27 protein-coding genes are annotated in these 26,357 nt (G+C 66.6%); 17 read left to right on the top strand and 10 right to left on the bottom strand.

Annotated elements, in window-relative coordinates:
* The first annotated feature begins 140 nt into the window (after positions 1-140).
* Entirely contained in the window at positions 141-428 is a 288-nt protein-coding gene (locus tag J2X41_RS07340; RefSeq protein WP_310080874.1) for a hypothetical protein, read from the top strand.
* A 36-nt stretch (positions 429-464) separates the two neighbouring features.
* Entirely contained in the window at positions 465-914 is a 450-nt protein-coding gene (locus tag J2X41_RS07335; protein ID WP_310080871.1) for a YrhA family protein, read from the top strand.
* 25 nt (positions 915-939) lie between these two features.
* Here J2X41_RS07335 and J2X41_RS07330 read toward each other — a convergent pair whose 3' ends face one another.
* A complete protein-coding gene (locus tag J2X41_RS07330) occupies positions 940-1,251 on the bottom strand; it encodes a hypothetical protein (RefSeq protein WP_310080869.1) in 312 nt (103 codons plus the stop codon).
* A gap of 126 nt (positions 1,252-1,377) precedes the next feature.
* Here J2X41_RS07330 and J2X41_RS07325 point away from each other — a divergent pair, with 126 nt between their 5' ends.
* Positions 1,378-2,262, top strand: coding sequence for an ankyrin repeat domain-containing protein (locus J2X41_RS07325; protein ID WP_310080868.1), 885 nt, complete (start codon positions 1,378-1,380; stop codon positions 2,260-2,262).
* Positions 2,263-2,362: 100 nt separating this feature from the next.
* Positions 2,363-3,049, top strand: coding sequence for a DUF6683 family protein (locus J2X41_RS07320; RefSeq protein ID WP_310080866.1), 687 nt, complete (start codon positions 2,363-2,365; stop codon positions 3,047-3,049).
* A 13-nt stretch (positions 3,050-3,062) separates the two neighbouring features.
* Here J2X41_RS07320 and J2X41_RS07315 read toward each other — a convergent pair whose 3' ends face one another.
* Positions 3,063-3,803: a DUF6683 family protein gene (locus J2X41_RS07315; protein ID WP_310080864.1), complete on the bottom strand. Its 741-nt coding sequence runs from the start codon at positions 3,801-3,803 to the stop codon at positions 3,063-3,065.
* A gap of 286 nt (positions 3,804-4,089) precedes the next feature.
* Complete coding sequence (locus tag J2X41_RS07310; RefSeq protein ID WP_310080863.1) at positions 4,090-4,827, bottom strand: SDR family NAD(P)-dependent oxidoreductase; 738 nt, start codon at positions 4,825-4,827, stop codon at positions 4,090-4,092.
* 610 nt (positions 4,828-5,437) lie between these two features.
* Between J2X41_RS07310 and J2X41_RS07305 the strand changes: the two genes are divergently transcribed.
* The 8 genes from J2X41_RS07305 to J2X41_RS07270 all read left to right on the top strand — a co-directional run bounded on the left by J2X41_RS07305 (position 5,438) and on the right by J2X41_RS07270 (position 12,651).
* Positions 5,438-6,103 carry a hydrolase gene (locus tag J2X41_RS07305; RefSeq protein WP_310080861.1) on the top strand — a complete coding sequence of 222 codons (666 nt, stop codon included), beginning with the start codon at positions 5,438-5,440 and terminating at the stop codon, positions 6,101-6,103.
* A 54-nt stretch (positions 6,104-6,157) separates the two neighbouring features.
* Positions 6,158-6,427, top strand: a complete 270-nt coding sequence (locus tag J2X41_RS07300; RefSeq protein ID WP_310080859.1) for a DUF1427 family protein — start codon at positions 6,158-6,160, stop codon at positions 6,425-6,427.
* Between the two features lie 86 nt (positions 6,428-6,513).
* Complete coding sequence (locus J2X41_RS07295; RefSeq protein WP_310080857.1) at positions 6,514-8,364, top strand: amidohydrolase; 1,851 nt, start codon at positions 6,514-6,516, stop codon at positions 8,362-8,364.
* Positions 8,365-8,366: 2 nt separating this feature from the next.
* Positions 8,367-8,783: a DoxX family protein gene (locus J2X41_RS07290; RefSeq protein ID WP_310080855.1), complete on the top strand. Its 417-nt coding sequence runs from the start codon at positions 8,367-8,369 to the stop codon at positions 8,781-8,783.
* Positions 8,780-9,490: a YoaK family protein gene (locus tag J2X41_RS07285; RefSeq protein ID WP_310080854.1), complete on the top strand. Its 711-nt coding sequence runs from the start codon at positions 8,780-8,782 to the stop codon at positions 9,488-9,490. Before J2X41_RS07290 ends, J2X41_RS07285 begins: the two co-directional genes overlap by 4 nt.
* Positions 9,487-10,839, top strand: coding sequence for an alginate export family protein (locus J2X41_RS07280; protein ID WP_310080853.1), 1,353 nt, complete (start codon positions 9,487-9,489; stop codon positions 10,837-10,839). Before J2X41_RS07285 ends, J2X41_RS07280 begins: the two co-directional genes overlap by 4 nt.
* A gap of 185 nt (positions 10,840-11,024) precedes the next feature.
* On the top strand, positions 11,025-11,549 hold the full coding sequence (locus tag J2X41_RS07275) for an AraC family transcriptional regulator (RefSeq protein ID WP_310080852.1): 525 nt from the start codon (positions 11,025-11,027) through the stop codon (positions 11,547-11,549).
* A gap of 133 nt (positions 11,550-11,682) precedes the next feature.
* On the top strand, positions 11,683-12,651 hold the full coding sequence (locus tag J2X41_RS07270) for a proline iminopeptidase-family hydrolase (RefSeq protein ID WP_310080851.1): 969 nt from the start codon (positions 11,683-11,685) through the stop codon (positions 12,649-12,651).
* Positions 12,652-12,696: 45 nt separating this feature from the next.
* Here J2X41_RS07270 and J2X41_RS07265 read toward each other — a convergent pair whose 3' ends face one another.
* A complete protein-coding gene (locus tag J2X41_RS07265; RefSeq protein ID WP_310081244.1) occupies positions 12,697-13,347 on the bottom strand; it encodes a response regulator in 651 nt (216 codons plus the stop codon).
* On the bottom strand, positions 13,331-16,951 hold the full coding sequence (locus J2X41_RS07260; RefSeq protein WP_310080850.1) for a PAS domain S-box protein: 3,621 nt from the start codon (positions 16,949-16,951) through the stop codon (positions 13,331-13,333). Before J2X41_RS07260 ends, J2X41_RS07265 begins: the two co-directional genes overlap by 17 nt.
* A 396-nt stretch (positions 16,952-17,347) precedes the next feature.
* Between J2X41_RS07260 and J2X41_RS07255 the strand changes: the two genes are divergently transcribed.
* Complete coding sequence (locus tag J2X41_RS07255) at positions 17,348-17,950, top strand: transcriptional regulator (protein ID WP_310080848.1); 603 nt, start codon at positions 17,348-17,350, stop codon at positions 17,948-17,950.
* 35 nt (positions 17,951-17,985) lie between these two features.
* Here J2X41_RS07255 and J2X41_RS07250 read toward each other — a convergent pair whose 3' ends face one another.
* Positions 17,986-18,975 (bottom strand): alpha/beta hydrolase, encoded by a 990-nt coding sequence (locus tag J2X41_RS07250; protein WP_310080846.1) that lies wholly within the window; start codon positions 18,973-18,975, stop codon positions 17,986-17,988.
* A gap of 91 nt (positions 18,976-19,066) precedes the next feature.
* On the bottom strand, positions 19,067-19,825 hold the full coding sequence (locus J2X41_RS07245; protein ID WP_310080845.1) for an alpha/beta hydrolase: 759 nt from the start codon (positions 19,823-19,825) through the stop codon (positions 19,067-19,069).
* 308 nt (positions 19,826-20,133) lie between these two features.
* Here J2X41_RS07245 and J2X41_RS07240 point away from each other — a divergent pair, with 308 nt between their 5' ends.
* Positions 20,134-20,814 (top strand): isochorismatase family protein, encoded by a 681-nt coding sequence (locus J2X41_RS07240; RefSeq protein ID WP_310080843.1) that lies wholly within the window; start codon positions 20,134-20,136, stop codon positions 20,812-20,814.
* Between the two features lie 128 nt (positions 20,815-20,942).
* Positions 20,943-21,818: an alpha/beta hydrolase gene (locus tag J2X41_RS07235; RefSeq protein WP_310080842.1), complete on the top strand. Its 876-nt coding sequence runs from the start codon at positions 20,943-20,945 to the stop codon at positions 21,816-21,818.
* 22 nt (positions 21,819-21,840) lie between these two features.
* Here the strand turns inward: J2X41_RS07235 and J2X41_RS07230 are convergent, their stop codons facing one another.
* Both J2X41_RS07230 and J2X41_RS07225 read right to left on the bottom strand, forming a co-directional pair.
* Positions 21,841-22,464: a pyridoxamine 5'-phosphate oxidase family protein gene (locus J2X41_RS07230; protein WP_310080841.1), complete on the bottom strand. Its 624-nt coding sequence runs from the start codon at positions 22,462-22,464 to the stop codon at positions 21,841-21,843.
* 39 nt (positions 22,465-22,503) lie between these two features.
* On the bottom strand, positions 22,504-22,935 hold the full coding sequence (locus tag J2X41_RS07225; RefSeq protein ID WP_310080840.1) for an OsmC family protein: 432 nt from the start codon (positions 22,933-22,935) through the stop codon (positions 22,504-22,506).
* A gap of 387 nt (positions 22,936-23,322) precedes the next feature.
* Between J2X41_RS07225 and J2X41_RS07220 the strand changes: the two genes are divergently transcribed.
* The gene (locus tag J2X41_RS07220; RefSeq protein WP_310080838.1) at positions 23,323-24,180 is read left to right on the top strand and encodes an alpha/beta hydrolase-fold protein; all 858 of its coding nucleotides are present in this window, start codon (positions 23,323-23,325) and stop codon (positions 24,178-24,180) included.
* Positions 24,181-24,467: 287 nt separating this feature from the next.
* On the opposite strand, the gene J2X41_RS07215 is transcribed toward J2X41_RS07220, so the two are convergent.
* The gene (locus J2X41_RS07215; RefSeq protein ID WP_310080836.1) at positions 24,468-25,148 is read right to left on the bottom strand and encodes a YafY family protein; all 681 of its coding nucleotides are present in this window, start codon (positions 25,146-25,148) and stop codon (positions 24,468-24,470) included.
* 230 nt (positions 25,149-25,378) lie between these two features.
* Between J2X41_RS07215 and J2X41_RS07210 the strand changes: the two genes are divergently transcribed.
* The gene (locus tag J2X41_RS07210; RefSeq protein WP_310080835.1) at positions 25,379-26,251 is read left to right on the top strand and encodes an NAD(P)H-binding protein; all 873 of its coding nucleotides are present in this window, start codon (positions 25,379-25,381) and stop codon (positions 26,249-26,251) included.
* Positions 26,252-26,357 lie beyond the last annotated feature (106 nt).

The raw sequence follows: 26,357 nt of genomic DNA, 5'->3' as shown, positions 1-26,357 counted from the left end.
TGCGCTCAGTCGCTATGAATCGGCTGACGACGGGGACACGCTGCCGAGCGCCGGCTGGATTGCCGGTCGCCAGGCGCGCTAGCGTTCTGACCTGGAAGAACGGAACTCTTGGGACGATCGATATGGGCGGATGGCGCCAAGTGCGGATGGCCGCGGCGGGATCAATCGTCCTGTTGCTCGCGGGCGAAGCGCAAGCGGCGCTCCCGCCCGCGTGGCAGCGCGTCGCCGAGATCAACGCCGTGATCACGGCCGCGGCCAAAGCCTTCGGCCAAACGCCTATCGATGCGGTCGAACGCCTGGACGAGCACCGCTACCGGGTTCGCGCGGGCGGCTGCTCACTGGACGTGCGGGTAAGGCCAAAGGCGCGCTCGAGCCCGGGGCCCCAGGAGGTCGAGGCCACGCCCGGGCCGATCTCCTGCCGGCGATAAGGCGCCGGGCATGTCGCAGCTCGTCTAGGAGGACCTTTGTTCGCCACCCTCATCACCGCGCTTGAGGCCGATCAGGCCACTCATGGCGAAGTCCGACAGGGTCCGGCTTCCGCGGACGACATCAATCGCCTGCGGACGGCTTTGCACGCCGAGTTTGGCGCCGTGCTTCCGCAGGACTACGCGCTGTTCCTGCGGCACGCCAATGGGCTCGACTACAACGGGCTGGTCCTCTACGGCGCGACCCAGAGCCAAGTCGCGCCGGGCCCCGGCGGTTTCTGGCAGGGCCTTTGCGCCGCCAATCATCTCTGGCGCGAGGGCCCAGGCCCCGAGAACCTGCTGATCCTGGGCGAGACCGACCTGGATCTCCTTACCGTCACCCTTGCAGGCGCGGAGCCCAGCCAGCGCGACAAGGTTTCCGGCGAGCTGACGAGCGCCTTCGAGAGCGTCATGGATCTGCTTGAGGCCGTCATCAGCCAACGCCTTTGAACGGGAGGATGTGGTCCTCGAGACTTCACGTCAGAACCACGATGATCCTAGACAGCGCCACGGCCGCGGCCATCGATAGGGCCGGCGCCCAACTGCGGGCCAGTTTGCCGGGCCATCCCATCTGGTTCGTGGTCACGCGACGGCGCAACGTCATCGTCGCCACGATCAAGGTCGTCGGCGCCCCCACGATCAGAGGCCAGGTATAGTTGGCGGGATCCCAGAGGCCGGCGATGGCGATCCCCACGGCGCCAAGGCAGAACAGGACAGCATAGGCCACGGCCAAGCCGCTCGCGACCATGCCCAGACCTACGGCCAGCTTCACCACCGCGGCTTGCATCGGCCTTGCTCCCAAATGACGGCGGTCGCATGCGGGCTCTCCGTCGCGTTGGCGGCGGGAGCAAGGTTGATCGTTATGCGTTCCCCGAGCGCGGAACGCTAACGGCCGGTCCGTGATGGGGGATCCATGCGAGGTTTGCCCTTCTGTGCTTCATGGCTCGCGCTGGTGATGACGGGGTGCGCTGGGCAGGCCGGCGCCGCCTGCTTCTCACCGGGCGCCGAGGCGCCCACGCGACAAGCCGCGCTCGCGGATCAGGCGCTGAGCACCGAGGCGCGCGATCTCGCCAGGGCTCTGTTCGACGACCGCCTCGACCAGGCGCGACGGCTGCTGCGCGCCGATCCGACCCTGGCGATGCGCCGGGTTGGAGCGCACCACGACATGCTGTCGGTGGCGGTCGCGACCTGCCGACCGGAGGCGGTCGCCTTGATCGTGCGAAGCGGCGCGCCGTTGAACGGTCTCGACGACCGAGGCCTGCCGCTTCGGTTGGCCCTGCGCGCTGAGGATACGGGGCTCGCGCACCAGTTGCTGCGAGCCGGAGCCAGTCCCAATCCTCGCGGTCATCCGAGCGGGCCATTGCGCACGGCGATCACGCTGAACGCCTTGGGCGCTGTGCGTATGCTTCTGGATTTCAAGGCCGATCCCAATGTGATGGAGGCGACGGGCAACCGTCCGCTGCATATGGCGCTCGACATGGAGCACTTCCGCATCGCCGAGCTCCTGCTCGACCGCGGCGCCGACGCTTGGGCGATCGACAGCGGCGGCGCCAACCTGGCCAGTTCGGTGATCATGCCGATGTTGACCACATCCGAGATGGAAGCCCGTGCACAGCGCCGCTTGGCGGCGCGGCTCAAGAGGCTTGGCTGGCCCGAGCCAACGCCCTCGCCACGTCAGATCCGGACGCTGGCCTTGCGTGGCGACTGGCCGCCCCCCGCAGCGCGGGCGGCCGGCGCCGCAGCGGTTCCAGCCGCGGTGGTCACTCTGATTTCCGCGAACGCCGAACGCGCAAAATGATCGAGGCGGAACTCGCATCGTTCGCGTTCCAGCGCTCGTGCTGAAGCGTCTCCTTGGAGCCCTGGCCACACCCGCCGCAAGCCAAGACGTTGGCGGTGTCATGGACATGACCGGAATGGGCATCTACGCGATGGAGGAGACCGTGATGCAGGCGGCGCGGGAATCGGCGGCTCGTCCTCGCAGTCGTGCGCGGGCCGCGCCAACACCGGCGGGGCGGCTGACCTACAGGCCGTCCATGGAGCGCCGCCGCGCCAACTTCGCGATGTTCGTCGCAAAGTCGCGGAAAAAGGATCCCGTGGGCGCGGCGATGCTCGAGAGGGAACTGGCCACCTCCGACGTGATGGGCAAGATGACGCGCGAACTCGCCGGATTTGGCATGCATGTCGACAACGTCGCCGACGCCTACGCCATCTGGTGGCTGAACGCGTGGTTGGCCTCGCGTCAGCGGGCCGATACGCCGCCCATGGCGCAGATCTCCGCGGTTCGCGCGCAAGCGGCGCAAGCCATCGCTTCGGCGCCTGGCTTTGCGACCGCGAGCGACGCGGCAAAGCAGGAGATGGCCGAAGCCAACCTCCTCCGGGCGATGCTGATCGGCGCCTATATCGAGCGCGCCAAAAACGATCGCGACCTTTCTCGCCGCCTCGCGGACGCGGTGCGGCAGGGCGCGCGGGCGTCAGGCTTGAATCTCGACGCCATGGATCTTACCGACGAGGGCTTCGTGCCAAGACGAACCGGCGTCATCGACGGCCCGGCCGCGGAACGGTTTACAGCGGCGCCGAGCGGCTGATCGGCTACCCGCGTCACCGAAGTCCGTCGGCCCCGAGGCGGACCCGCGTCAGGTCCATGCCGAAGCTCGAGCGCGTTCCCTGGCCGATCGCGGCCTTGACCGCCGGCATCGCCGAGGGCTGCTTCTGCGCCGCCTGGACGGCCTGGTTGGCGAGCACCGCCTGCACGAGCATCGACTCGGCCATCTCCTGCTTGGAGGCGTCGCTGGCGCTGGTGAACGCCGGATCGGCGCCGAGGGCGCGGCCGACCTGGGCGCTGACCGCCTTGAACTCGTGCGGCTCGCCCTCGGTCGATCCCCGTACCCCGTAGTAGGCGGTGACGAGGTAGGTCGCGACGGCGTCGGCGACGTTGTCGGGCTTGAGGCCCACGGGGCGCATCACCCGGTCCATCTCCGCGATGACATCCCGGCTTGCGAACGTGCGCTGTAAGTCGGCGGCGCCGACCGGATCCACGCGGCGCAGCCGCTCGACGATCTGGGTCATGTTGCGCTTACGCACAGTCATGTCGGGGCGATAGAGGAGCGCCGCACGATCGACGGCTTGGCTCCGAGGAACGCGCGCCTGCGGGCGGAAGATCTGGTTGGTTCGAGCGCGGGCGGTCTCTGATTGGACGAGCGCGCCCTGGGACAGGGTGTTGGTCAGCGCGCCCATGTCGAACACGCCCTGAGCTATCGCCGGGAAGGGGGTTAGGACGAAGGCGAGCAGGATTCCGAGAACGATCTTTCGCATGGCTCCCCCCAAGCTTGGCATGGTCATCTCCTGGATTCAGCAACGCGCAAGTCGAGCGATGGTGGCGCGCCCCGTGCGAGCCCTGGTCGCCCACGCTGCCGACAGGCGCGAGAGAGTTCTGTTTTCTTTGACGATGATCTTTGCTCGTGACGCGAAGGAGAGGCGCCTTGTCTTTTGGTCGAGCTACGGGTTTCACGCGGCGTGTCTCCCTGGCCGCGGCCGCGCTCTCGCCGCGGCTGGGCGGCGAAGTACGCCTACCCCGATGCGTCATCCCTGGACCTCCGAAAGCCCATCCGGGATCACCTGGGAGCGACTACGCCCTGCTCTCGGCCGCCACCGACGGGTTGGCGCGGTAGCGGAAGTCGCTCAGCCGCGCCTCGCCCGTTCCGGCGACGTAGAGGCCGATCCGCAAGGACAGGAACCCGCCGAACACGTTGTGATGCAGGCCCGAGACCTCCATCCGCGTGCCGTGGCGGATCCAGGTGCGGCCGTCGTCGTACGAGTAGTGGTAGGTGACGACATTCTCGATATTGCTGACCCGCAGGCGCAGCTTGCGCGCGTCGTGGGGCGTGCGCGCCCAAGGCAGCTCCTCGGAGTATTCGAAGATCTTCAGGGCCGTGGACGTGAAGCCCAGGCCCACGAAGGCCCTGTGATTGTAGAACAGCAGAATCCCGGCTTCGGCTTCGCCGGTCAGCTCAAGGGTGATCTCGGCCTCGTACGAGCGGTCGCCGACCAGGCAGGTCAGCGGCGAGGAATTCGTCTCAAACACTCGCCGGATGGCGTCCATCGAAACGCCTTCGAGCGCGTTCGCCATGCCGATGCCCGCGTTATTTACGAGCACATCGATATCTCCGGCCATATCGACCGCACGGGCGATGCTCGCCGAATCCGTCACGTCCAAGGGGAGGACGCTCAGATGGTCGGAAACGGGGAGCAAGTCTTCGCGCACGGTCCGCATGGTGGCGACAACTCGCCACCCCCGCTCAAGAAACATCCGAGCGATTTCGAGGCCGAAGCCAGATGAGCTTCCAGTGATGAGAACCGATGGCATCGTACAATCCTTTTCGAGGCGTGTTCGAAGGCGAGCCGGCAGTTACGCCCTCGCAGCGCATCCAAATCGGCCGGACTGGGGGGCAGTGTGGGCGTCTGGAAACCAGCGGCGCGGCCCCCGTGGCCTCGGGCGCGTCCATCGCCGGACCCGCGCCGCGGCCAGAGGCTGCCGCCGCACGATTTATCAGAGCCGTCCGAGCTTGAGTTGGCTTTATCGTTACCGATGTAAGGGGACGCCGCCTCCGCCGTCGTCGGCCGCCTAGGGGCCTCGGCTTGTGTGGGGAATGCTAAAGTTCTGCCCAGCTCCACAGGATGAGCGGTATCATCCGTTGCGGAGGCTCTGCTGAATGTCGCTTATGGGGAGGGGGCATTAAGTCCGCTCCTGGCGCGCAGCCGACTAAGGCTTGAGATTTTTGACAAAAAGAATGCCGCGCTGTGAACGGTTCGACCGTCCCGCGGTTCTGGTGGGCCGAGGTGCCCCGTCGGGCCAATTTTGGAAACAATAGGTTTCGATACTTTCCATTTATGCGGTGATGTGTTGCGTCCAAGGTGTCCTTGTCAGAACAACGGGGCGGCCGAGAGCGGTCCTCCAAGCACCGAAGGACCCAGCCATGATCCAAGCCACCGCCACCCCGGGCGCTCGCCTGCTGAGCGCCGCCGACCACACCCTGATCATGATCGACTACCAATCGCAGATGGCCTTCGCGACCAAGTCGATCTCGGCCACCGAGCTGCGCAACAACGCCGGCCTGGTCGCCAGCGCCGCCGCCGGCTTTGGCGTCTCGACCATCCTGACCACCGTCGCCGAGAAGGGCTTTTCCGGCCCGATGTTCTCGGAAGTCACCGCGCCCTTTCCGGGTAAGGCGCTGCTTGACCGCACGTCGATGAACACCTGGGAAGACGCGGCGGTGATCGCCGAGGTCAACGCCATTGGCAAGACCCGCATCGTCCTGGCCGGTCTTTGGACCTCGGTCTGCATCGTCGGTCCCGCGCTCTCGGCTCTGGACCAGGGTTTCGAAGTCTATGTGATCACCGACGCCAGCGGCGACGTCTCCGACGAAGCGCACGAGCGCGCCGTGGCGCGCATGATCCAGGCCGGAGCCCAGCCGATCACCTCGCTGCAATATCTGCTGGAGCTGCAGCGCGACTGGGCGCGCGGCGAGACCTACGACCTGACCACCGGGATCGCCCGCGAACGGGGCGGCGCCTACGGCCTTGGCATCACCTACGCCAAGACGATGTTCGACGCTTCTGAACAAGACGCGGCCGCCGCCTAACCCGATAGCGGACGGGGGGCGGCGTCGAGCCGCCTCCCGTTTTGGAGCCCCGTCATGAAACCCTACCTCCTTTCGCTCGGCGTCGGGCTGCTCGTGGGCGTGATTTATTCGCTGCTCAATGTTCGCTCACCCGCCCCGCCGGCCATCGCCCTTCTGGGCCTGCTCGGCATGTTGCTGGGCGAACAGGCGGTCCCGATCGCCAAGCGCCTGATGACCAAGGCGCCCGTCGTGGCCCATCTCAAGACCCCGGAATGCGCCGGTCAGGTGCTGGGTCCACAAGCCATCGCAGGCGACGGCCCCGATCCTAAAGGTGGCCAGGCATGAACCCGCTCGATCGTCGCCAAGCCGTCGCCCTCGGCGCGGCCTTCCTGTCCAGTTCCGCTTTCGCCCAGCCCCGGAGGCCCGGCCCCATGACCGACCTGCTGCTCGTCAACGGCAAGTTCACGACCCTCGACCGCTCCAACCCGCGCGCCGACGCCGCCCTGGTCCGCGACGGCAAGTTCGCCGCCGTGGGCGAGGAGGGCGAGGTCCGCGCCGCCGCCGGCCCGAATCCGACCATCATCGACTTGAAGGGCCGCCGCGTGATCCCCGGCCTGATCGACAGCCACATGCACATCATCCGTGGCGGGCTGAACTACAACATGGAGCTGCGTTGGGACGGCGTGCCGACCCTGGCCGACGCCATGGCCATGCTGAAGAAGCAGGCCGCCAACACCCCGCCGCCGCAGTGGGTGCGCGTGGTCGGCGGCTTCACCGAGCACCAGTTCGTCGAAAAACGGCTGCCGACCCTGGACGAGATCAACGCCGCCGCGCCCGAGACGCCGGTGTTTATCCTCCACCTCTATGACCGCGCCCTGCTCAACCGGGCCGCCCTGCGCGCCGTCGGCTACACCAAGGACACGCCCAACCCGCCCGGCGGCGAGATCCAGCGCGACGCCTCGGGCGAGCCCACGGGCCTGCTGCTGGCCCAGCCCAATGCGACGATCCTCTACGCCACCCTGGCCAAGGGTCCCAAACTGCCGCCCGAGTACCAGCTCAACTCCACCCGCCACTTCATGCGCGAGATGAACCGCCTGGGCGTGACCGGGGTGATCGACGCCGGCGGCGGCTTCCAGAACTATCCGGACGACTACGAGATCGTCGAGAAGCTGCATGCCGACGACCAGCTGACCCTGCGCATCAGCTACAACCTGTTCACCCAGAAGCCCAAGGCCGAGCTGTCGGACTTCCAAAGCTGGTCCAAGCAGGTCAAGCCGGGGCAGGGCGACGACAATTACCGCCACAATGGCGCGGGCGAGATGCTGGTCTACAGCGCCGCCGATTTCGAGGATTTCCGGGTCGAGCGTCCCGAGATGCCGGCCAACATGGAGAGCGATCTCGAGCCGGTGATCCGCCATCTGGTCGAGAACCGCTGGCCCTGGCGACTGCACGCCACCTATGACGAGACCATCACGCGGGCGCTGGACGTCTACGAGAAGGTCAACAAGGACATGCCGTTCGACGGGCTGCACTGGTTCTTCGACCACGCCGAGACGATCAGCGACCGCAACATCGACCGTATCGCGGCCCTGGGCGGCGGCATCGCCGTGCAGCACCGGATGGCGTTCCAGGGCGAGTACTTTATCGACCGCTATGGCGCGAAGGCGGCTGAGGCGACGCCGCCGATCAACAAGATGCTGAAGGCTGGCGTCCCGGTCGGAGCCGGCACGGACGCCACCCGCGTGGCCAGCTACAACCCCTGGGTCTCGCTAAACTGGCTGGTGACCGGCAAGACGGTCGGCGGTACGCGGCTCTATCCGCCCGCCAACCGTCTCGACCGCGAGGAGGCCCTGCGCCTGTGGACCACCGCCAACACCTGGTTCTCGAACGAGGAAGGCAAGAAGGGCCAGATCGCCGTCGGCCAACTGGCCGACCTGGCGGTGCTCGCCGACGACTACATGACCGTGCCCGAGGACGAGATCCCGCACCTGTCGTCCGTGCTGACCTTGCTGGGCGGCAAGGTGGTCCACGGCCAGGGCGGATACGACAAGCTGGCGCCAGTCCTGCCGCCGCCGATGCCCGACTGGTCGCCGGTGCGGACCTTCGGCGGCTACCAGGATCGTTCGCGCGGCCATGCCCGCGCCCTGGCCTCGGCCTGTGGCTGCGCCAGCGGCTGCAACGTCCACGGCCACGACCACGCGTCCGCCTACACGCGGGACGCTCCGACCAGCGATGCACGCTCCTTCTGGGGCGCCATGGGCTGCGGCTGCTGGGCGATATGATCATGACCACGCCCCGACCCATCGCCGCCCTGCTGCGGGCCCCCGTGTTCGGGCCTGTCGCGCGCGCGGTCCTCACTACGCCCTACTGGTTCGCCGGCCTTTACAAGCTGACCCATTGGCCGGACGCGCTCGGCGAGGCGGCGCACTTCGGCCTTCGGCCCGCGGGCCTGGTGGTCGCCGCCACGATCGCCGTCCAGCTGGGCGGCTCCGTCCTGTTGATCGCTGGCCGGCTGAGCTGGCTGGCGGCGGGGGCGCTGGGGGTCTTCACCGCCCTGGCCACGCTGATCGCCCATCCCTATTGGACGGTCGCTGATCCGGCCGAGCGCTTCCACGCCATGAACACCTTCCTCGAGCACATCGGCCTGATCGGCGGCTTCATGGTCGCGGCGGCCCTCGTCGAGAAGGAGCGCGCCGCATGAGCCCGAGCTCGATCCTGACCAAGGAGACCCGCCTGGCCGGCGTGACCGGCGTGGGCATGGCCTTCGTCGGCGGCTATGTCGACGTGATCGGCTTCGTGCTGCTGTTTGGCCTCTTCGTCGCCCACGCCACCGGCAATATCGTCATGCTGGGCGTGGGGCTGGCGGGCGACGCCGGCGGCGTGGCCACCAAGCTCCTGGCCCTGCCGGTGTTCATCGGCGCGGTGGCGGCTGCCTACGCGCTGATCCGCTGGCGCAACGCCCGGGGCCAGCCTTGCGAGGTCTTGGTCCTGGCGTTGCAGGCGGTCCTGCTAGCGGGCTTCATGCTCCTGACCGTGTGGGCCTTGCCCGCCGCCAGCGCCAACGCGCCGTCCGTCATGCTGGCCGGATTGACGGGGGTGGCGGCCATGGCGGTGCAGAACGTCGGCGCGCGCGTCGTCTTCACCCATCTGGCGCCGACGACCATGATGACCGGCAACGTAACCCAGGTGGCGATCGACATCGTCGATCTGGCCATCGCCCGTGGCCGTCCCGACGAGGCGCTGAAGGCGCGGATCCGCAAGACCTGGCCCCCCGTGACGGCCTTCGCGCTCGGCGCCATGGGCGGCGCGATCGGGGTGCTGGTCGCCGGCGCCTGGAGCCTTGCGCTGGGCGTTATCGTGGTGGCGGTGCTGGCGATTCTCCACGCCGTTCGGGGAGAGCGGTCATGAACCTCGCTGCGACCGCGCTCGTCGCCATCCTGGCCAGCGCCAGCGCCGCCCAAGCCGCCGAGGCCTTTAAGCCGATCCGCTCCGACGAGACCTATGCCCATCTGGCCACGACGGATCGCACGGGCCTGGACGCCCTGCGCTACATACCAGTCGGCGGCGACGCCTATCTGACCCTTGGCGGCGAGGCCCGTTTGAGGATCGATGCGATCGACGCCCCGCGCTTCGGCGTCGCCGGCGAACCGGCCGACACCTACGGCCTGGTGCGGAGCCTGTTCAGCGCCGACCTGCACCTGAACGACCGCGTCCGGGTCTATGGCGAGCTGGGCTGGCATCGCGACGTCGGCAAGTCCGACGCTCCGGCGCTCACCGATCGCGACGGGCTGGACGCACAGGTCGGTTTCATCGACGTCACGCCGGACGCCGACCGGCTCTGGCGCCTGCGCCTGGGGCGGCAGGAGCTGATGCTCAGCCCCACCCAGCGGTTCGTCTCGGTGCGCGAGGGCCCCAACATCCGCCAGAGCTTCGACGGTCTGCGGGTGACTCGCCAGACCAAGGGGCTGCGGCTGGACGCGTTCTATGTCACGCCTGTCACGATCGCTCGGGGCGCGTTCAACGATCCCAGCAATCGCGCGCAGCACTTTTATGGCGTCTACGCCGCGGGGCGCTTGGCGTCCCATCTCAACCTCGATGTCTATGCGCTGGAGCTTGAGCGCGACGGCGCCAGGTTCGGCGCGGTCACCGGGGACGAGCGCCGCAGGAGCCTAGGCGCGCGCCTGGCGGGGCAGGTCGGTGCGATCGACTTCGAGGCCGAGGGCATGATCCAGCGCGGCGGCTTCGCCGGGCAAAGGATCCGTGCCTGGGGCGGATCGGTCGGTGGCGGCTATACCCTGGCCGCGCCCTGGAAACCTCGGATCGGCCTGCGCCTCGACGCCGGCTCGGGCGACAAGAATCCCAACGACGCCCGGCTGCAGACCTTCAACCCGTTGTTTCCGAAAGGCGCCTATTTCAACGAAAGCAGCCTGACCAGCTGGTCCAACCTGATGGCGATCCGGCCGAGCCTGGGGCTGTCGCCCACCAAGGCGATTTCCCTGGAGGTCAGCTACCTGGATCGCGCCCGTCAGACCGGCGGCGACGCCGTCTACCTACAGCCGTCCGTGGTGCTGCCAGGCTCGCTGGGCTCGCGAGCCAAGGCGGTGGGGCATGCGCTGCAAGCCGACGCCAGCTGGCAGGCGACGCGGAACGTCAAGCTGCAGGTCGAGGCGCTGCGTCAAGAGGTCGACGCAGCGGTCAAGGCGGCCGGCGGTCGCGACGGCGACTTCGTGATGGCGATCGTTCAGTACCGTTTTTGACGAGGCCTTAAGCCCCGGGCGGGCCAGCATGACCAGGTCGAGCGGTCTTCATTGGCGTGATCGAGGCGAAACCTGCATCGAGGCCGCCGAATATCAAACTTGACTGAGGTTTACTGCACTTAACGCCACGACGGTGCACGTCTCTCCTAGGCTGCTAAGTGAAATCACAGTGGCGGAGACGACCCATGCAGTTTGCCCAAAGCCCTTCGGCGACGCGCCCAGCGGTCCTGCCCGCCTCGGGCCTGATGACCTTCATGCCGACCGCCCGCGCGCGTCTCGATTCCCGCGCGGATGTCTTCGGCGACAGCCGTGACCGGCGGGTCGGGTCAGACCCGTCGGCCCGCGCGCAAGGCGAGCGCTGGGCAGGCCTGCTCCCATGGCAGGTCAAACGGGTCCGCGACTATGTCGACGCAGACCTGCACGGCGCGATGTCGCTGAGCGTGGCGGCGGCTCATGCCCGTCTCAGCCCTGGCTATTTCTCCAGACGCTTTCGCCAGTCCTTTGGCGTCACATTCTCCAGATTCGTGGCCGCTCGCCGGGTTGAACGCGCGCGAGGGCTCTTGGTCGGCGGCGCCGGCAAGCTTTGTGAGATCGCCTTAGCCTGCGGCTTTTCCGATCAGGCGCACTTCACGCGGACGTTCGGCAATCTCATGGGATGCACACCGGGACGGTGGCGGCGCCAAGCCGCCGCAGGTCGATTTTCGGCCTAGCCGGAGGCACGGGCGGCAAGCCCCTTCCTGGAAATCTTGAGTTTCATTTCGCTTTCTCGTGGCGCCTGCGCGCACGCGCTAGACGCTGTTCAGGCGCGGGGAGCCCCTTCAGTCATCTTCCGGAGTATCGACCATGACCACCAGCAACTGGACCCGTCGGCGCGCCTTGCAATCGGGCGCTACACTGCTGGGCGCGACCCTGGCGACTTCGGCCGCCGCCGCCTTCGCCGCCGCGCCCCAGGCCGAGGGCTATGCCGCCGTGCCTGGCGGCCGGATCTTTTGGCGAAAGTTCGGGTCGGGCGGCAAGACGCCGTTGCTGACGCTGCATGGCGGCCCCGGTTCGTCGCACAACTATCTCCTCCCGTTGCGGGCGCTGGCCGACGAACGCCCGGTGATCTTCTACGATCAGCTGGGCTGTGGCAGAGCGGACGCGCCGGAAGACGAAAGCGTCTATTCGATCCAGCGCTCGGTCGATGAGGTGGACGCCGTGCGCGCCGCTCTGGGTCTGGACCGGGTCATCCTGCTTGGTCACTCGTGGGGCGCCTTGCTGGCCGTCGAGTATCTTTGCCAAGGGCGGGGCAGGGGCGTCGACCGCCTGATCCTGAGCGGCGCCATGGCCAGCATCCCCCAGGTCATGGCCGGGTTCGATCGCCTGTTCGCCACCATGCCTGACGGCTGGAGCGCCAAGATCCATGCCCTGGAGAAAGCCGGCAAGACGGCCACGCCGGAATATGCCGAGCTGGTTCAGAAGTTCTACGACGCCTTCGTTCTGCGGGTTCCACCGAGCCCCGAGGTGCTGGCGACGCTGGAGGCGCTCTCCAAATCGCCGGCCTATCGCGTGCTCAACGGACCCAACGAGTTCACCATCGTCGGCAAGATCAAGGACTGGGATCGTCGCAAGGACCTCAAGGCGATCACCCAGAGGACCCTGATCACCACCGGCGAGTTCGACGAGGTCACCCTCGACTGCCACGAGACCCTTCGCGAGGGCATCGCCGGCAAGGCGCGCCTGGCCGTGATGACCGGGTGCTCGCACCTCACGATGAACGAGAAACCGGAGCAGTATAACGCCCTGCTGCGCGGCTTCATGAACGAGGCCTGAGTCCTCGCCGGGGACGGGCGACCCGTCCCCGGCGAGACGCCCGGCTCAGAGTTCCGGGCTCGCCTCGGCCTTGGCCAGCAGATCGGCCATCCGCACCAGATCGGCCAAGGACCCAGCCTCCATCTTCTTCATGACCTGGCTGCGGTGAAGCTTGACGGTCGCTTCGGTGATGGCGACGCGATCGGCGATTTGCTTGTTCAGCAAGCCGGCCGCCACCAAGGCGAAAACCTGCCGCTCACGTTCGGAGAGAGTCCTGTGTCGCGCGCGCAGCGCCTGCCCGCCCTTGGCCTCTTCCCGGCGTTGCCGATCGGCGGCCAAGGCCCTGTTCACAGCCTCCAGGAGATCCTGCTCGCGCACGGGCTTGGTCAGCACGTCGATGGCGCCGGCCTTCATGGCCCGCACCGCCATCTGGACGTCGACGTGACCGCTGATGAGCACGACCGACTGGGCCGCGCCGCTCCTGGCCAGGGCCTCCTGGAACTCAAGGCCGCTGCGACCCGGCAGGCGGATATCCAGAACGATGCACCCAGCACGTTCCATTTGGCCGGCGTCGATGAACGCCTGCACCGAGCCGTAGAGCTCCGTCACCAGGCCCACCGATTGGAAGAGGCCGCGCAGCGCTTCGCGAACGCTTTCGTCGTCATCGATAACGGCGACGACGCGCTCGCCCTCGCCGTCCTTAGCCGTTGGAGACATCAAAGCCGTATCCTTCCGCCAAGGGCAGGGTGAAACTGAAGACGCCGCCACGCGCCCCGTTGGAAGCCCAGATCCTGCCGCCGTGGGCTTCGATGATCGAGCGGCAGATTGAAAGGCCCATGCCGATCCCCTCGGTCTTTGTGCTGAAGAAGGCCTCGAACAGGCGATCGGGGTCTTCAGTCCCCAGCCCGGGTCCGGTGTCCGCGACCGTGACCAGCGCATCGCCGTCGCGGATTTCGGCGCTGACGGTCAGGCGTCGTACGCTCGCCGCCGCGCTGGCCATCGCCTCGACGGCGTTCATGACCAGGTTCAGCACGACCTGCTGCAACTGGGTGCTGTCGCCGCGGATGGTGATGCTGAAATCGCCGAGCTCCGCTTTGGCGACAACGCCGTGGCGCCTGAACTCGCCCTGCAGCAGGTCAAGCACCACCGGGATGACCTGATCCAGGCACACCCGATCCAGGCGCGGCGCGGACTTGCGCGCCAGATTGCGCAGGCTGGTGATGATGTCGCCTGCCCGGTGTCCGTCACGCACGATGCGCTCGGCGGCCTGACGCGCCATGGCCAGATCCGGCGGGTCTCCATTCAGCCAGCGCAGGCAAGCCCCGGCATTGGTGACGACCGCCATCAGCGGCTGGTTGACCTCGTGTGCGATCGAAACCGCGAGTTCGCCCATGGTCGTCATCCGCGTCACGTGGGCCAGTTCGTTCTGGCTTTGACGCAGGTTCTCCTCTGCGCGCTTGCGGTTTTCGATATCGACGTTGATGCCGAACCACTGGGTGACGTTGCCAGCGCCGTCGAAGAACGGACTGGCTCGCCACAGGAACCACCTGTACTGGCCGTCGGCCCGGCGTATGCGCACCTCCGACTCGCCCTGGGTTCCCGACTGCAGAATGCCGTTCCAGACCTCCATGACCCGGTCGTGATCGTCCGGGTGCAGATAATTCATGAACCCGTAGCCAACGATGTCCTCGATCGTGGCACCGCCATAATCCAGGAAACCCTTGCTCCAGAAGGTCACATTGCCTTGGGCGTCGGCCTTCCAGGTCAGCCCGGGAATCGAGGAAACGATCTGCTGGAGCTGCCGCTCGCTTTCCCGCAGCGCCGCCTCACTGGCCTGAAGGGCGTCCTGCGCGCCCTTCCTGTCCTCGATGTCGACATTGACGCCGAACCACTGGGTGAGATTGCCTGCCTCGTCGAAGAAGGGGCAGGCCCGGATCAGGAACCACCGATACACCCCGTCGGCTCGGCGCAAACGCAGCTCGGCCTCTCCGGGCCTGCCCGAAGTGAGCGTCGTGGCCCAGGTGTCCATGGCGTGTTCACGGTCGTCGGGGTGGATGTAGTCCACAAACCCAAAGCCCAGAACGTCTTCCAGCTTGGCGCCCGCATAGTCCAGGTACTGCCGGCTCCAGAAGGTCGTGGCGCCGCGCTCATCCGATGACCAGGTCAGGCCCGGGATCGAGGAGACAATCTGCTGAAGTTGCCGCTCGCTTTCCCGCAGCGCTGCCTCGCTTGCGCGCAGCGCATCTCGAGTGTCCTTGTGGTCCTCGACGTCGATATTGACGCCGAACCAACGCACAGTCCCGTTCGCGTCGTAAAACTTCTGCCCAATTAAGTAGAACCACCGATACTCGCCGTCGAACCGCCGAATCCTGGCCTGCGCGAACGAGGTGTCCTGATCCTGGGCCAGGCGCCAGGTCTCCAGCAAGCCGTCCACATCGTCGGGGTGGATCACATCGGCGAAGCCGAAGTCCAGGATCGCTTCAGTGGGAAGGCCGACATAGTCCAGGTACCGCTGATTGATGAAATCGGCGCTGCCGCCAGCCTTGGCCGACCAGATCAGAACCGGCAGGGAATTCAGGATCAGGCTCAGATTACTCTCGCTGGCCTGCGTCGCGGCCTCGGCGCGTTTGCGGTCCTCGATGTCCAGATTGACGCCGTACCAGCGGACGACTTCGCCCTGCGCGTTCAGCAACGGGCTGCAACGGCAGATCAGCCAGCGATATTCGCCGTCGGCGCGCTGGGAGCGGCCCTCGATATCGCCGCCGGCGCCCGAGGCCATCATCGCCTGCCACTCGGCAAGCATGCGGTCGACATCGTCGGGATGGAACTGAGCCAGGAACCCGACGCCCGCGAGCTCTTCCATCGACCGGCCCAGGTAATCGACCATGCTCTTGTTGAACATGTCGGCATAGCCGTCAGCCGTCGTCGACCATGCCATCGCCGGAATGGCGTCAAGCATCAGGCTTAGGGCACGTTCGCTCTCGCGCAGCGCCGCTTCGCTGGCGCGCAGCGCGTCTTCGGCGCGCTGCAGGTCCTCGATATCGACATTGCATCCGAACCATCGGACCACGCCATTGGCGTCGGTGAGTTTGCGGCCCGCGAAATAGAACCAGCGGTACTGGCCATCGGCGCCGCGGATACGCCCCTTCAGCGAGGTCTGATCGCTGTGGGCCAGATCCCGCTTCCAAATCTCGACCATGCCCGCCACGTCGTCGGGGTGGTAGAGATCAAGGAAGCCCCATTCAAGGATCTTGTCGGCCGGTTCCCCGGCGTACTCACGCCAGCTGTGATTGATGAAATCGGCGCTGCCGTCGGGCCGCGCCGACCAGACCAGGACCGGCAGCGAATTGATGATCAGGTTGAGGTTCTGCTCGCTCGCCAGCAGGGCGGCCTGAGTCTCTTCGAGCGCGGTCTCGGCGCGCTTGCGATCCTCGATGTCGGCGCCGGCCCCATACCACTTGATGACGGCGCCATCCGCGTCGAACAGCGGGTTCTGCCGCAGCACGAACCAGCGGTACTGGCCATCGGCGCGCCGGATGCGGCCCTCGACGTCGCGGGGGCGCTTGGTGGCCAGGATCTCCTGCCAGGAGGCCAGCAGGTGAGCGGTGTCGTCCGGGTGGAAGATCGGCCAGAAGCCCTGGCCGCTGATCTCCTCGGCCGTCCACCCGACATAGTCGACGAAGTTCTGGTTACAGAAGTCGATCAGTCCATCCGGCGTGGTCGACCAGGCCATGGTCGGGATGGTGTTGATGGTAAGATGCAGCCGCCATTCGCTTTCCGCCAAGGCGGCCTCCGAAAGGGGTTTGTCGCGGAAATCCGCGGGCGGCTGGCGGTCGCTGAGGTCGCGCATCTCGCGGCACGCCAGACCGGCCTGTGACGCGGCGAGCCTGAGCTTCGACAGCTCCATCCGATCCGGGAAGGCGGCGCGGCGCGCGCCGGCCAGGATCACGCCGATGCTGGCGTTCTCGCCCAGGGGGCATTGGACGACCGACATCGATCCTTCGCTTAAGGTCCGCATGACCTCGGGTGCGCCGGTGGCGGACCAGGTTTCCAGGGCGGCGCGGATCGCTTCCGCCGAACACGTGTCGCCGAAAGCCGGGGCCACGCGCAGGAAAATGTGTGTGGTGTCGTTGAAGCGCAGGCCCACGAAATCCAGCGCGAGCATGTCGAGCAGGGTGTCGAGCACGCCCTCCGCGATCGAGGTCGGGTCAAGGCCCTTCCACGTTTCGGGCAGAAGGCTCAGGCGCTCGATGTCGCTATAGAGCTGTTCCAGAATCTGATCTTTCGGCTGTCTGGGGCGTGACGCGCGGCGGCGCCACAAGGGGGCCTTTGTCCTGCCTGTCCGGCGTGGCCTTAAACTAGCGTGATCCAGGCCCTGCTTCCACCTGACCAAGGTCTAGGCGCGTTCGACCTTCGGCTAGCGCGAACGTGATCATTGGGCGCGAGGCGGCCTCGAGACCGGGCTCGTCGGCCGTCGGTGCGATCCGAAGGGGCGCCGAGGAGCCGCGCCGCGCAAGGCGCTAGCCCCGACTAGACCAAGGTCGAACACGACACGCCCCGCGGGGATAGGAGCGCGACCATGGACGAATTGAACCCGTCCGACCCAGCGCCCTAGCCTTGAAGCTCAATCAGAGGAGGGTGGCTTGTCGAACCTTTGGAAATCAATCCGCCGCCGCGATGCGGGTGGCGTGGACCCGCGGAACGGAGCGACACGCTCATGACCCACGCTCCGACCTTCGCCTTCGGCGAGTATCTGTTCATCCCGCGGCGCCAGCTCCTGCTGAAGAACGGCCAGGCCGTTCGCATCGGGTGCCGGGCCCTGGATCTGCTGACCGCCTTCGTCCAGCGTCCCGGCGAAGTGCTCAGCAAGCGCGAGCTGCTGGAAGAGGCCTGGCCCAGCACCACGGTCGTCGAGGGAAATCTCAAGGTCCATATCGCCGCCTTGCGCCGTGCGCTCGACGACGACGCGGACCTCGCCCAGTACATCGCCACCGTGAACGGTCGAGGCTACAGGTTCATTGCGCCTGTCGAATGCAGCGAAGCCTCCACGACCCTTGCGGCCATGGCGTCGCCGCAGCCCCTCGTCGGCGAAGCCCATCCCGCGCCCGTCGGCCCGTTGGAGGAGCGGTTCCACAACATGGTCGCCTTGCTGACGCAGGCGATGCGCTCGGTGGTCGTCGACCTGCCCGGCGAGGCCGGGGTGGGCGCGGCGTCGGTGACGTCGCGCCGGGTCCTGTGCATCGAGCTGACCGCCCGTGACGAGGCCTGGATCGAGGGTGTTTTCGCCCAACCCCAACGCGTGATGTCCGCGGCGCGCTAGGCGCGTCGCGGACATCGGATGCGTAGGCGTCAGGTCTAGTTGGCGACCTTGCGGTCCAGGAAGTCGTGGATCAGCGGCGCCATGACGTCGAGACGGTCCTCCAGGGCGAAGTGGCCCGAGTCGAGGATGTGGATCTCGGCCTTGGGCAGGTCGCGCAGATAGGGATGGGCGCCTTCCTCGGGGAAGATCTTGTCGTTCTTGCCCCAGACGATCAGCGTCGGCGGCTGGCGATCACGGAAGAACTTCTGGAAGTCCGGATAGAACGGCACGTTGGAGCCGTAGTCTCCGAGCATGTCCAGCTGGACGTCGCGGTTGCCCGGACGGTCGAGCAGGGCCTGGTCATGGACCCAGTTGTCGGGACTGATGCGCGCCACGTCGCCCATGCCGTCGGTGTACTGGAACTTGGTGATGTCCAGGGTGACCAGGCTGTTGAGGGCGTCGCGGTTCTTCTGCGAGCGGTCCTTCCAGTAGACCTTGATCGGATCCCAGAACGGCGACTGCAGGCCTTCATTGTAGGCGTTGCCGTTCTGGACGATCAGGCCGCTGACCCGCTCGGGGTGCTTGAGCGCCAGGCGGTAGCCGATCGGCGCGCCGTAATCCATGACGTAGAGGGCGTAGCGCTTGGCCCCCAGCTGGGTCGCCAGCTTGTCGACGACGTCGGCCTGGTTGGCGAAGGTATAGGCGAACTTGGTGTGATCCGGCGCGTCGCTCTGGCCATAGCCCGGATAGTCCGGCGCGATGACCCGGTACTTGTCGGCCAGCAGCGGGATCAGGTTGCGGAACATGTGCGAGGAGGTCGGAAAACCGTGCAGCAGCAGCACCACCGGACCATCGGCCGGACCGGCCTCGCGATAGAAGACCTTCACACCGTCGATCGTGGCGGCCCGGTAGTGGATCACCGGCGGCGCGAGGCGCGTGACCGTAGCCTTCGGGGCGGAAGCGGCCAGGGCGTGGGGCGCGGTCGCCAGGGTGGTGGCGGCCAAGGTGGCGGCGGCGAGCGCCAGGGACGTGAACAGTCGGGTCATGGGAAATCTCCTTGAGTTTCAGGTTGGGGTTTTCAGCGTTTGAGAGGTCTCGCCACGCCAGGGCGCGCGGCGAGATCGGCGGGCGGCGCGACTACTTGGTTTCGTCGGCCGCCATCTCGATGAAGTCGGCGACGTAGCCGGGCTTGGAGAGCATCACCGCGTGGCTGCTCGGCGTTTCGACGAGTGTGGCCTTGGCCCGCACCGCCATGGCCCGCTGGGCCGCCGGCGGGATCATCAGGTCCTGCGTCGCCAGCAGGTAGTAGCTGGGCTTGGCCTTCCAGGCCGGCGCGGTGATCTTGGCCCCCACCGCGCCGAGACCCCAAGGAACCTGGGAGGCCGCCATGAAATGGGTAGTCGCCGGATCGACGTCGGCGGCGAAGGCCGAGGCGAACTTGGCCGGATCGATCTGGATGAACCCGTCCTTGGGCGGCAGCAGGGGCGCGGGCGGCGCCCCCGGCACCGGCGTGCTGGCCAGTTGCAGGACGGACTCGCCAGCGTCGGGCGCGAAGGCCGCCAGATAGACCAGGCCCTTGACCTTGGGATCGGCCCCGGCCTCGGTGATCACCGCCCCGCCGTAGGAATGGCCGACCAGGATGACCGGATGCCTGGCCTGAGCGATGGCCTCGCGGGCCGCCGTCGCGTCACCCTCCAGGGTAATGGTCGGGTTCTGGACGATGAGGACTTCAAAGCCCTTCTTCGACAGGAGTTCGTAGACCGGACGCCAGCCCGAGGCATCGACGAAGGCGCCGTGCACGAGCACGATCGATACCGGCTTCTCGGCGGCGAGAGCCGCGCTGGCGGCCGCCGAGGCGGCCAAGGCCGCGATCATTCCAGCTAGGGCGCGCTTCATTGTGTTCTCCATCGTGCAAACGGGCCCGGGCTGGGCGTTGGCCAGATGGATAGTCCATCGAAGATCGTTGTTGGGGTTATGTGTGGTAAAGCTCGGTCAACAACTGCAGTCGGTGTTGGCAAAATATAATGAAGCGCCGTGTGGTATGGAATCTATGAGGGAAATGTCGGCGAGAGACTGATCATGTGCCGAAGGCAGGACCAAAGTTTACAGCACTTTACTGGCTCATTCGGTTTTATCGACGGATTATCCATTTGCACGGAGCGCCCAGGCGGCGCCGATCCGAGCGTGGAAATTCGAGGAATCCGATGACGATATCGCCGAACCCAAAGTCGAGCGTCCTGCCCACCGGTGGCGGCGCGGCCCTCCTGGATCCCGCCGACACGGTGATCCTGCTGTTGGACCACCAGGCGGGTCTGTTCCAGACCGTCAAGGACATCGCCGTGGCGGACCTTCGGCGCAATGTCGAAATGGTCGCCAGGCTGGCGACGCTTCTGAACATCCCGGTGATCACGACCGCGTCCGAGCCTTCCGGCTCGAACGGCCCGCTGATGCCCGAAATCCACGAGCTGGCGCCCCACGCCGTCTACGTGCCGCGCAAGGGCGAGGTGAACGCCTGGGACAACGGCGACTTCGTCGCCCAGGTCCAGGCCACCGGCCGCAAGACCCTGATCATGGCCGGTGTCTGGACCAGCGTCTGCGTGATGTTCCCGGCGCTGGACGCGCGCGCGGCCGGCTACGAGGTCTACGCGGTGGTCGACGCCTCGGGCGATCCCAGCGAAATGGCCTCGCGCACGAGTCTTGCCCGCTTCGTGCAGGGCGGCGTCAAGCCGACCTCGACCAATGCGCTTCTCAGCGAGTTGCATCGCACCTGGGCGCGCCCGGAGGCCGCGGAGCTGGCCAAGCTTTACGGCTTGGCGGCGCCGAACTACGCCGCGGTCATGGAAAGCTTCCAGAAAGCCCAGGCCGTCGCCCGGGCCAGCGTCTAGCGGATCTCGAGGGGCGTCCCTGGGGAGGTGGCCGTGGTCCGCCTCGCCAAGGGCGACCAGCGCCCCATCGCGCCCGGTCCAACGCATCGCCGGGCGAGCTTGACCTAACTTTTGAGCGGGAGGTCCCGATGTCGCCAGCCCCTGTCCTTTCCGATGTCGTTTTGCGCCGCGCCGAGGTCGGCGAGGTCTCGGTCTTCTACCGCCAGGCAGGGGACCCCGAGCGGCCGGCGATCCTGCTGCTGCACGGCTTTCCCACCTCGTCGCACCAGTTCCGCGACCTGATCCCGCGCTTGGCCGATCGCTATCACGTGATCGCACCCGACTTGCCGGGCTTTGGCTTCACGACCGTCGCCGAGGGCTTCGACTACAGCTTCGCGAAGTTGGCCGAGGTCATGGCCGCGTTCACCGACGCGATCGGCCTCACGCGCTACGCGATCTACGTCTTCGACTACGGCGCGCCGGTGGGCCTGCGCCTGGCGCTCGCCCGACCCGACGCGGTCACGGCGATCGTCTCGCAGAACGGCAACGCCTACGAGGAGGGCCTCAGCGACGGCTGGGCGCCGACCCGGGCCTATTGGGCCGATCCCTCGCCGGCCAACCGCGAGACGATGCGCGGCATGCTGACCCTGGAGGCCACGCGCTGGCAGTACACCCACGGCGCGCCGGACGAGACCCAGGTGGCGCCGGAGGCCTACTGGCTGGACTATGCCCTGATGTCGCGACCCGGCAACGACGACATCCAGCTGAAGCTGATCGCCGACTATGTCAGCAACGTCGCGCTCTACCCGCGCATCCACGACTACTTCCGAACCCGCAAGCCGCCGCTGCTGGCGGTCTGGGGCGCGGGAGATCCTTTCTTCCTGCCGGCGGGGGCGGAGGCCTTCCGCCGCGACCTCCCGGAGGCGGAGGTACATTTTCTCGACGCCGGCCACTTCGCCCTCGAGACCCATGGTCGCGAGATCGCCGACCTCATGCGAGACTTCCTGGGCCGTCATCTGACCTAAGAGGGCGCGCGGCGTTTCGGCGCTAACCTCGCCCAAGGCGCTCGCGCAGGGCCTGGTTCTCGGCCTCAAGCGCCTCGACCTTGTCGTGCAACGGTTGGACGGCGCGCGCGATTTCGGCTTCGGTGAAACGAGGGACGATGTGCTGGGGGCAGTTCCAATCGAACGCCGCCAGGCGCAGGCGGAAAACTCGCTCCGGCCTCGCGCGATAGCTGGGGTCGATGACCTTCTCCAGGAGCGCCGGATCGGCATCGAGCGTCAGGCGCTCGGCATGGGCCAGGATCTTGAGCCTGGCGCGCCGGGGATAGTCGACCAGGATCAAGGCCACCCGATCGTTGGCGTCCAGGTTGCCGACACTGATGTACTGGCGGTTGCCGCGGAAGTCCGCGAACGCCAGCGTGACCTCGTCAATGACCTTCAGGAAGCCGGCCGGCCCGCCGCGATACTGGACATAAGGCCAGCCGGCCTCCGACACGCTGGCCATGTAGAAGCTGTCGCGCGCGGCGATGAAGGCCTCCTCGTTGGGGGTGAACCCCTCCAATTGCCGATCGACCCGCCCAGGCGTCCACAGGCGGTCGACACCCATTTCGGCTTGGGCGGATTTCACGCTCGCCGAAGTGGCGAGGTCCAGGAAGCTGTATCGGTTCACGAAGAGCCCCTCATCACGCGGTCTTCGACGCGGCGGCGCCTACTCGACCAGCGCCGCGTCCAGGGTGATCTCGGCGTTCAGGAGCTTGGAGACCGGGCAGTTGGCCTTGGCGCCGGCGGCCAGCTTCTCGAAGGTCTCCTGGTCGGCGCCTGGGATCCGGGCCTTCAGGGTCAGGTGCGAGGCGGTGATCGCGTAGCCGCCCTCGACCTGCTCAAGCGTGACCTTGGCTGAGGTGTCCATCTGGTCGGCCCGCAAGCCCGCCTCGCCGAGCACCAGGGACAAGGCCATGGTGAAGCAGGCCGAGTGGGCCGCGGCGATCAGCTCTTCGGGATTGGACCCAGGCTGGCCCTCGAACCGGCTGGCAAAGCCGTAGGGGTAGTCTTGCAGGGCGCCGCTCTCGGTCGAGATCGAGCCCTTGCCGTCCTTGATGCCGCCGCTCCACGCGGCCGATCCGGTCCTGACGATCTTCATCGTGTTCTCCTTGAACTTCGACGTCGCGCCGACAAGGGCATGATCGAGAACTGCCGGCTTGAACGAAAGCGATGTTCTCGGTCGACGGGGGGAGTCCTCGGAGGGAAAGGCGATTGAACGTCGACTTCCTGGAGCTGACCCAATGTCTGCAATTGGCGCTTCCGGCCCGAAACCAGACAGGCCGTCGGGCAGAGCAGGGTGGGATTGGTCGCGGACCTTTGACGGCTTCAGACAGCGGAATCAAAACGTCAAGGGTAGCGACGGTCTAGGTCAAATGCGTGAACAACCACTTGCCGCCCCCTTTATCGGCGGCTGGCTGGTGTTAGCCATAGGGCTCGGAAGAGTCGCGGCGCGATAGGGGGCGTTATGAGAGCGATATGCGCCAGCGTGCTGGGCTCGATCATGCTTTTCGGATCAGCCGTTCCCGCAAGATCGCAGCAACAATCCTTTCCCGAACATGTGATCGCGAATTCGCAGGTCCGGGCGCTTCCCGTCACCGCCAACGGGCGTCATTACCAGCTGCACATTGGCCTGCCTGACAGCTATGGCAAGGATCCGTCCAGGCGCTATCCCGTCGTCTATGTCACCGACGCCTATTGGGACTTCGCGAAGATCAAGCTCATAGGCGGCGCCCTCGCGTATGACCGGGTGGCGCCGGAGTTCATCACGGTTGGACTGGGCTACGCCGGGGAAAATCCCAATTACGGCGATCTGCGTCGCTGGGAGCTCGCGCCCGCGCCGTTCGGAGACAACGGCGAGAACTCGGGGCACGCCGCCGACTTCCTGCGAGAACTGAAGACCAGGATCGTCCCCCTCGTAGACGCCGAATATAGAACCGACCGCTCCTACCGCGTGCTCGCGGGCTCCTCGTTGGGCGGCACCTTCGCACTATACACCATGCTCAGCGACCCCGATCTGTTTCAGGCTTACGTTGCAGCGACACCGGACGTGACGTTGGGAAAGGATTGGCTCTTCCGGTACGAAGAGAAGTTCGCGGCGTCGGGCGCCGGCCTGAAAGGACGACTCTTCATGACGGTAGGCGGGAATGAACAGCCCGCTTATCTGAGCGGAATTATCCGTTTCAATCAGCGTCTGGCTTCACGTCGCTATCCTGGACTGGACTATCAATTCCGCATCGTCGAAGGCGAACGTCACAGCGGCGGCGTGTTCGAAGCCTATACCCGCGGCTTGGGTCACGCCCTCCTGCCACGGGCGCCGGAATCAGGGCCTGCGCCCGGGCCCTGACGAAGCGCGCGCCCTCGATCGCACCAGCCTGTGGCGCCGCCGTCGTGCCGAGCACAAATCGGGCTTTCCAACGGCTGCCACGGGTTGGATGGGATCATCGACGCCAGCGCATCAATGTCCGGAGTCTGATTGGGTCACAACTTCCGCTCATGGCGCGACCTCGTCACCGCCGAGCTGCGACAGCTCTACGTTTGGACCGGTAGGACCGACAGATTGTCACCGACGAGCGACCTCACGATCTCACCCCGCAATCCCTCTGATGCGTGCGCCGCCAGGTGACTTACTGATTAGAAGGTCACTTCCCTGTTTTGGAGCTGCCATTCCGCAAGCAGAATGCGGTGGGGTTTCGGGAGAGGTTGGTCCGACACCCGGGCACGCCGAATGCTCGTCAGACTGAAATGCCGAAAATCGTTCCTCAACTCACACCAGCCTGCGACGACTTCGGTCTCGTCGAAGAAGCCTAGAACGATCGGCCAGATCGTTCGGGTCGTCCGCCGCCCCTCGGCGTCCGTGTAATCCATTGTCAGTTTTCGTGCCTTCTCGATGGCTTCGCGCACACGCGCCAACATCGGGGTCGCGTTTCCCGCGGGCGCGACCGCCAAGCCGTTGAGCCGCGCGCTCCGCTCGACATCTGGAGGAACGACGGCGGCGATCTTGGCGGCGGCGGTCCGCGCGGCCCCGGCCAGAAGAGGGTCTGCGCGCTGAAGGACGAATCTCAGTCCGAGCGCGACGGCGTCGGCCTCGAGCGGGCTGAACATCAGGGGCGGCAGAAAGTGATCCGCCGCCAAGATGTAGCCGAAGCCCGGCGCCCCCTCGATACCTGCGCCTTGCGCCCGCAACGACTCCAGATCCCGATAGACCGTTCTCTCGGACACGTTGAACGCGCGCGCGAGCTCCGCGGCGGTGACGGGCCGGCGTCGATTGCGCAGGGATTGCAGCAGAGCAAGCAGCCGCTCGGATCGAGACATCCTTCCAGCATACTTCGGCCGGCTGCTGAAACCGAGTGGCGCCTCGGAGGCCCGACCCTTGCCGCGCCTGCTCCTGACAGAAAGTGTCAGGAGCAGGCGCTAATCCAGCACGCCGCCCCCCAAGCGCCGCGCGAACGCCAAACGGGCAGAGAAGGTGCGGCGCCGAACCCTGGGCGCTCCGGGGAGTTGTCACCCCACAACTCTCGGGCGCCGCAAGTTGGAGCATCGCCATGCATGTCGTTATGGGCGCTACGGGCCACGTCGGCTCGGCCTGCCTGGAAAACCTTCTCGCCGCCAACGCCCCGGTGCTCGCGGTCACGCATTCGCGCGACAAAGCCGAGGAGCTTGAGGCGAGAGGCGTCAAGTCGGCGGTCGTCGACGTACATGACCCTGACGCCCTTCGCGCGGTGTTCAAGCAAGGACGGCGGGCGTTCCTGCTCAATCCTCCCGCCGATCCTTCGACGGACACCGACGCAGAAGAACTGGCGACGGTTCGTTCCATCCTGGCGGCCCTCGACGGGTCCGGTTTGGAGAAGGTGGTCGCGGAAAGCACGATGGGCGCTTATGCAGGCGAAGCCCTGAAGCCTCGCACCGGCGATTCCAGCGTGCTGTGGGCGCTGGAGAAGGGCTTGGCCGCCCAGCGGATTCCGGCCGCGATCAATCGAGCTGCCTACTACCTCTCGAACTTCGATATGCAGGTCGCCGACATCAGGAAGACCGGCCAGCTTCAGACCACGATCCCGCTGGATTTCCACCTGCCGATGGTCGCGCCGACGGACCTTGGCCGCGTGGCGGCGCGGCGCCTGATGGAGGGGGTGCAGGACGTGGGGATCGTCGGGATCGAGGGCCCGAAGCGCCATACTCTAGTCGACGTTGCCGACGCCTTCGGCGACGCCCTGGGCATGCCCGTGGTGGCGGTCGCCACACCGCGGGAAGGTTGGATCGAGGCGTTTCGGGGGATGGGGTTTTCAGACGCGGCCGCTGACGCCTATGCCCGCATGACGGCTGCGACCTTGGACGGCCCACTACCTCAGCAAAACGAGACCGAGAAGGGCGCGACCGAGCTGATGGCGTATATCGAGGCGCTCGTCCGTCGCACCTAGATCCGCCGCGCGACCACCAAGCCGGATTCGAGCGGATTGCAGCTATATAGGAAGCCGGCTCCGTACGTGGCCGCCGGTTGAGTGCGATTTCTCGAGCTTGGATGAG

Origin of the sequence: Caulobacter sp. BE254, assembly GCF_031457295.1 — a bacterium.
GTDB lineage: Bacteria > Pseudomonadota > Alphaproteobacteria > Caulobacterales > Caulobacteraceae > Caulobacter.
This window is presented reverse-complemented; position numbering and strand designations above follow the sequence as displayed.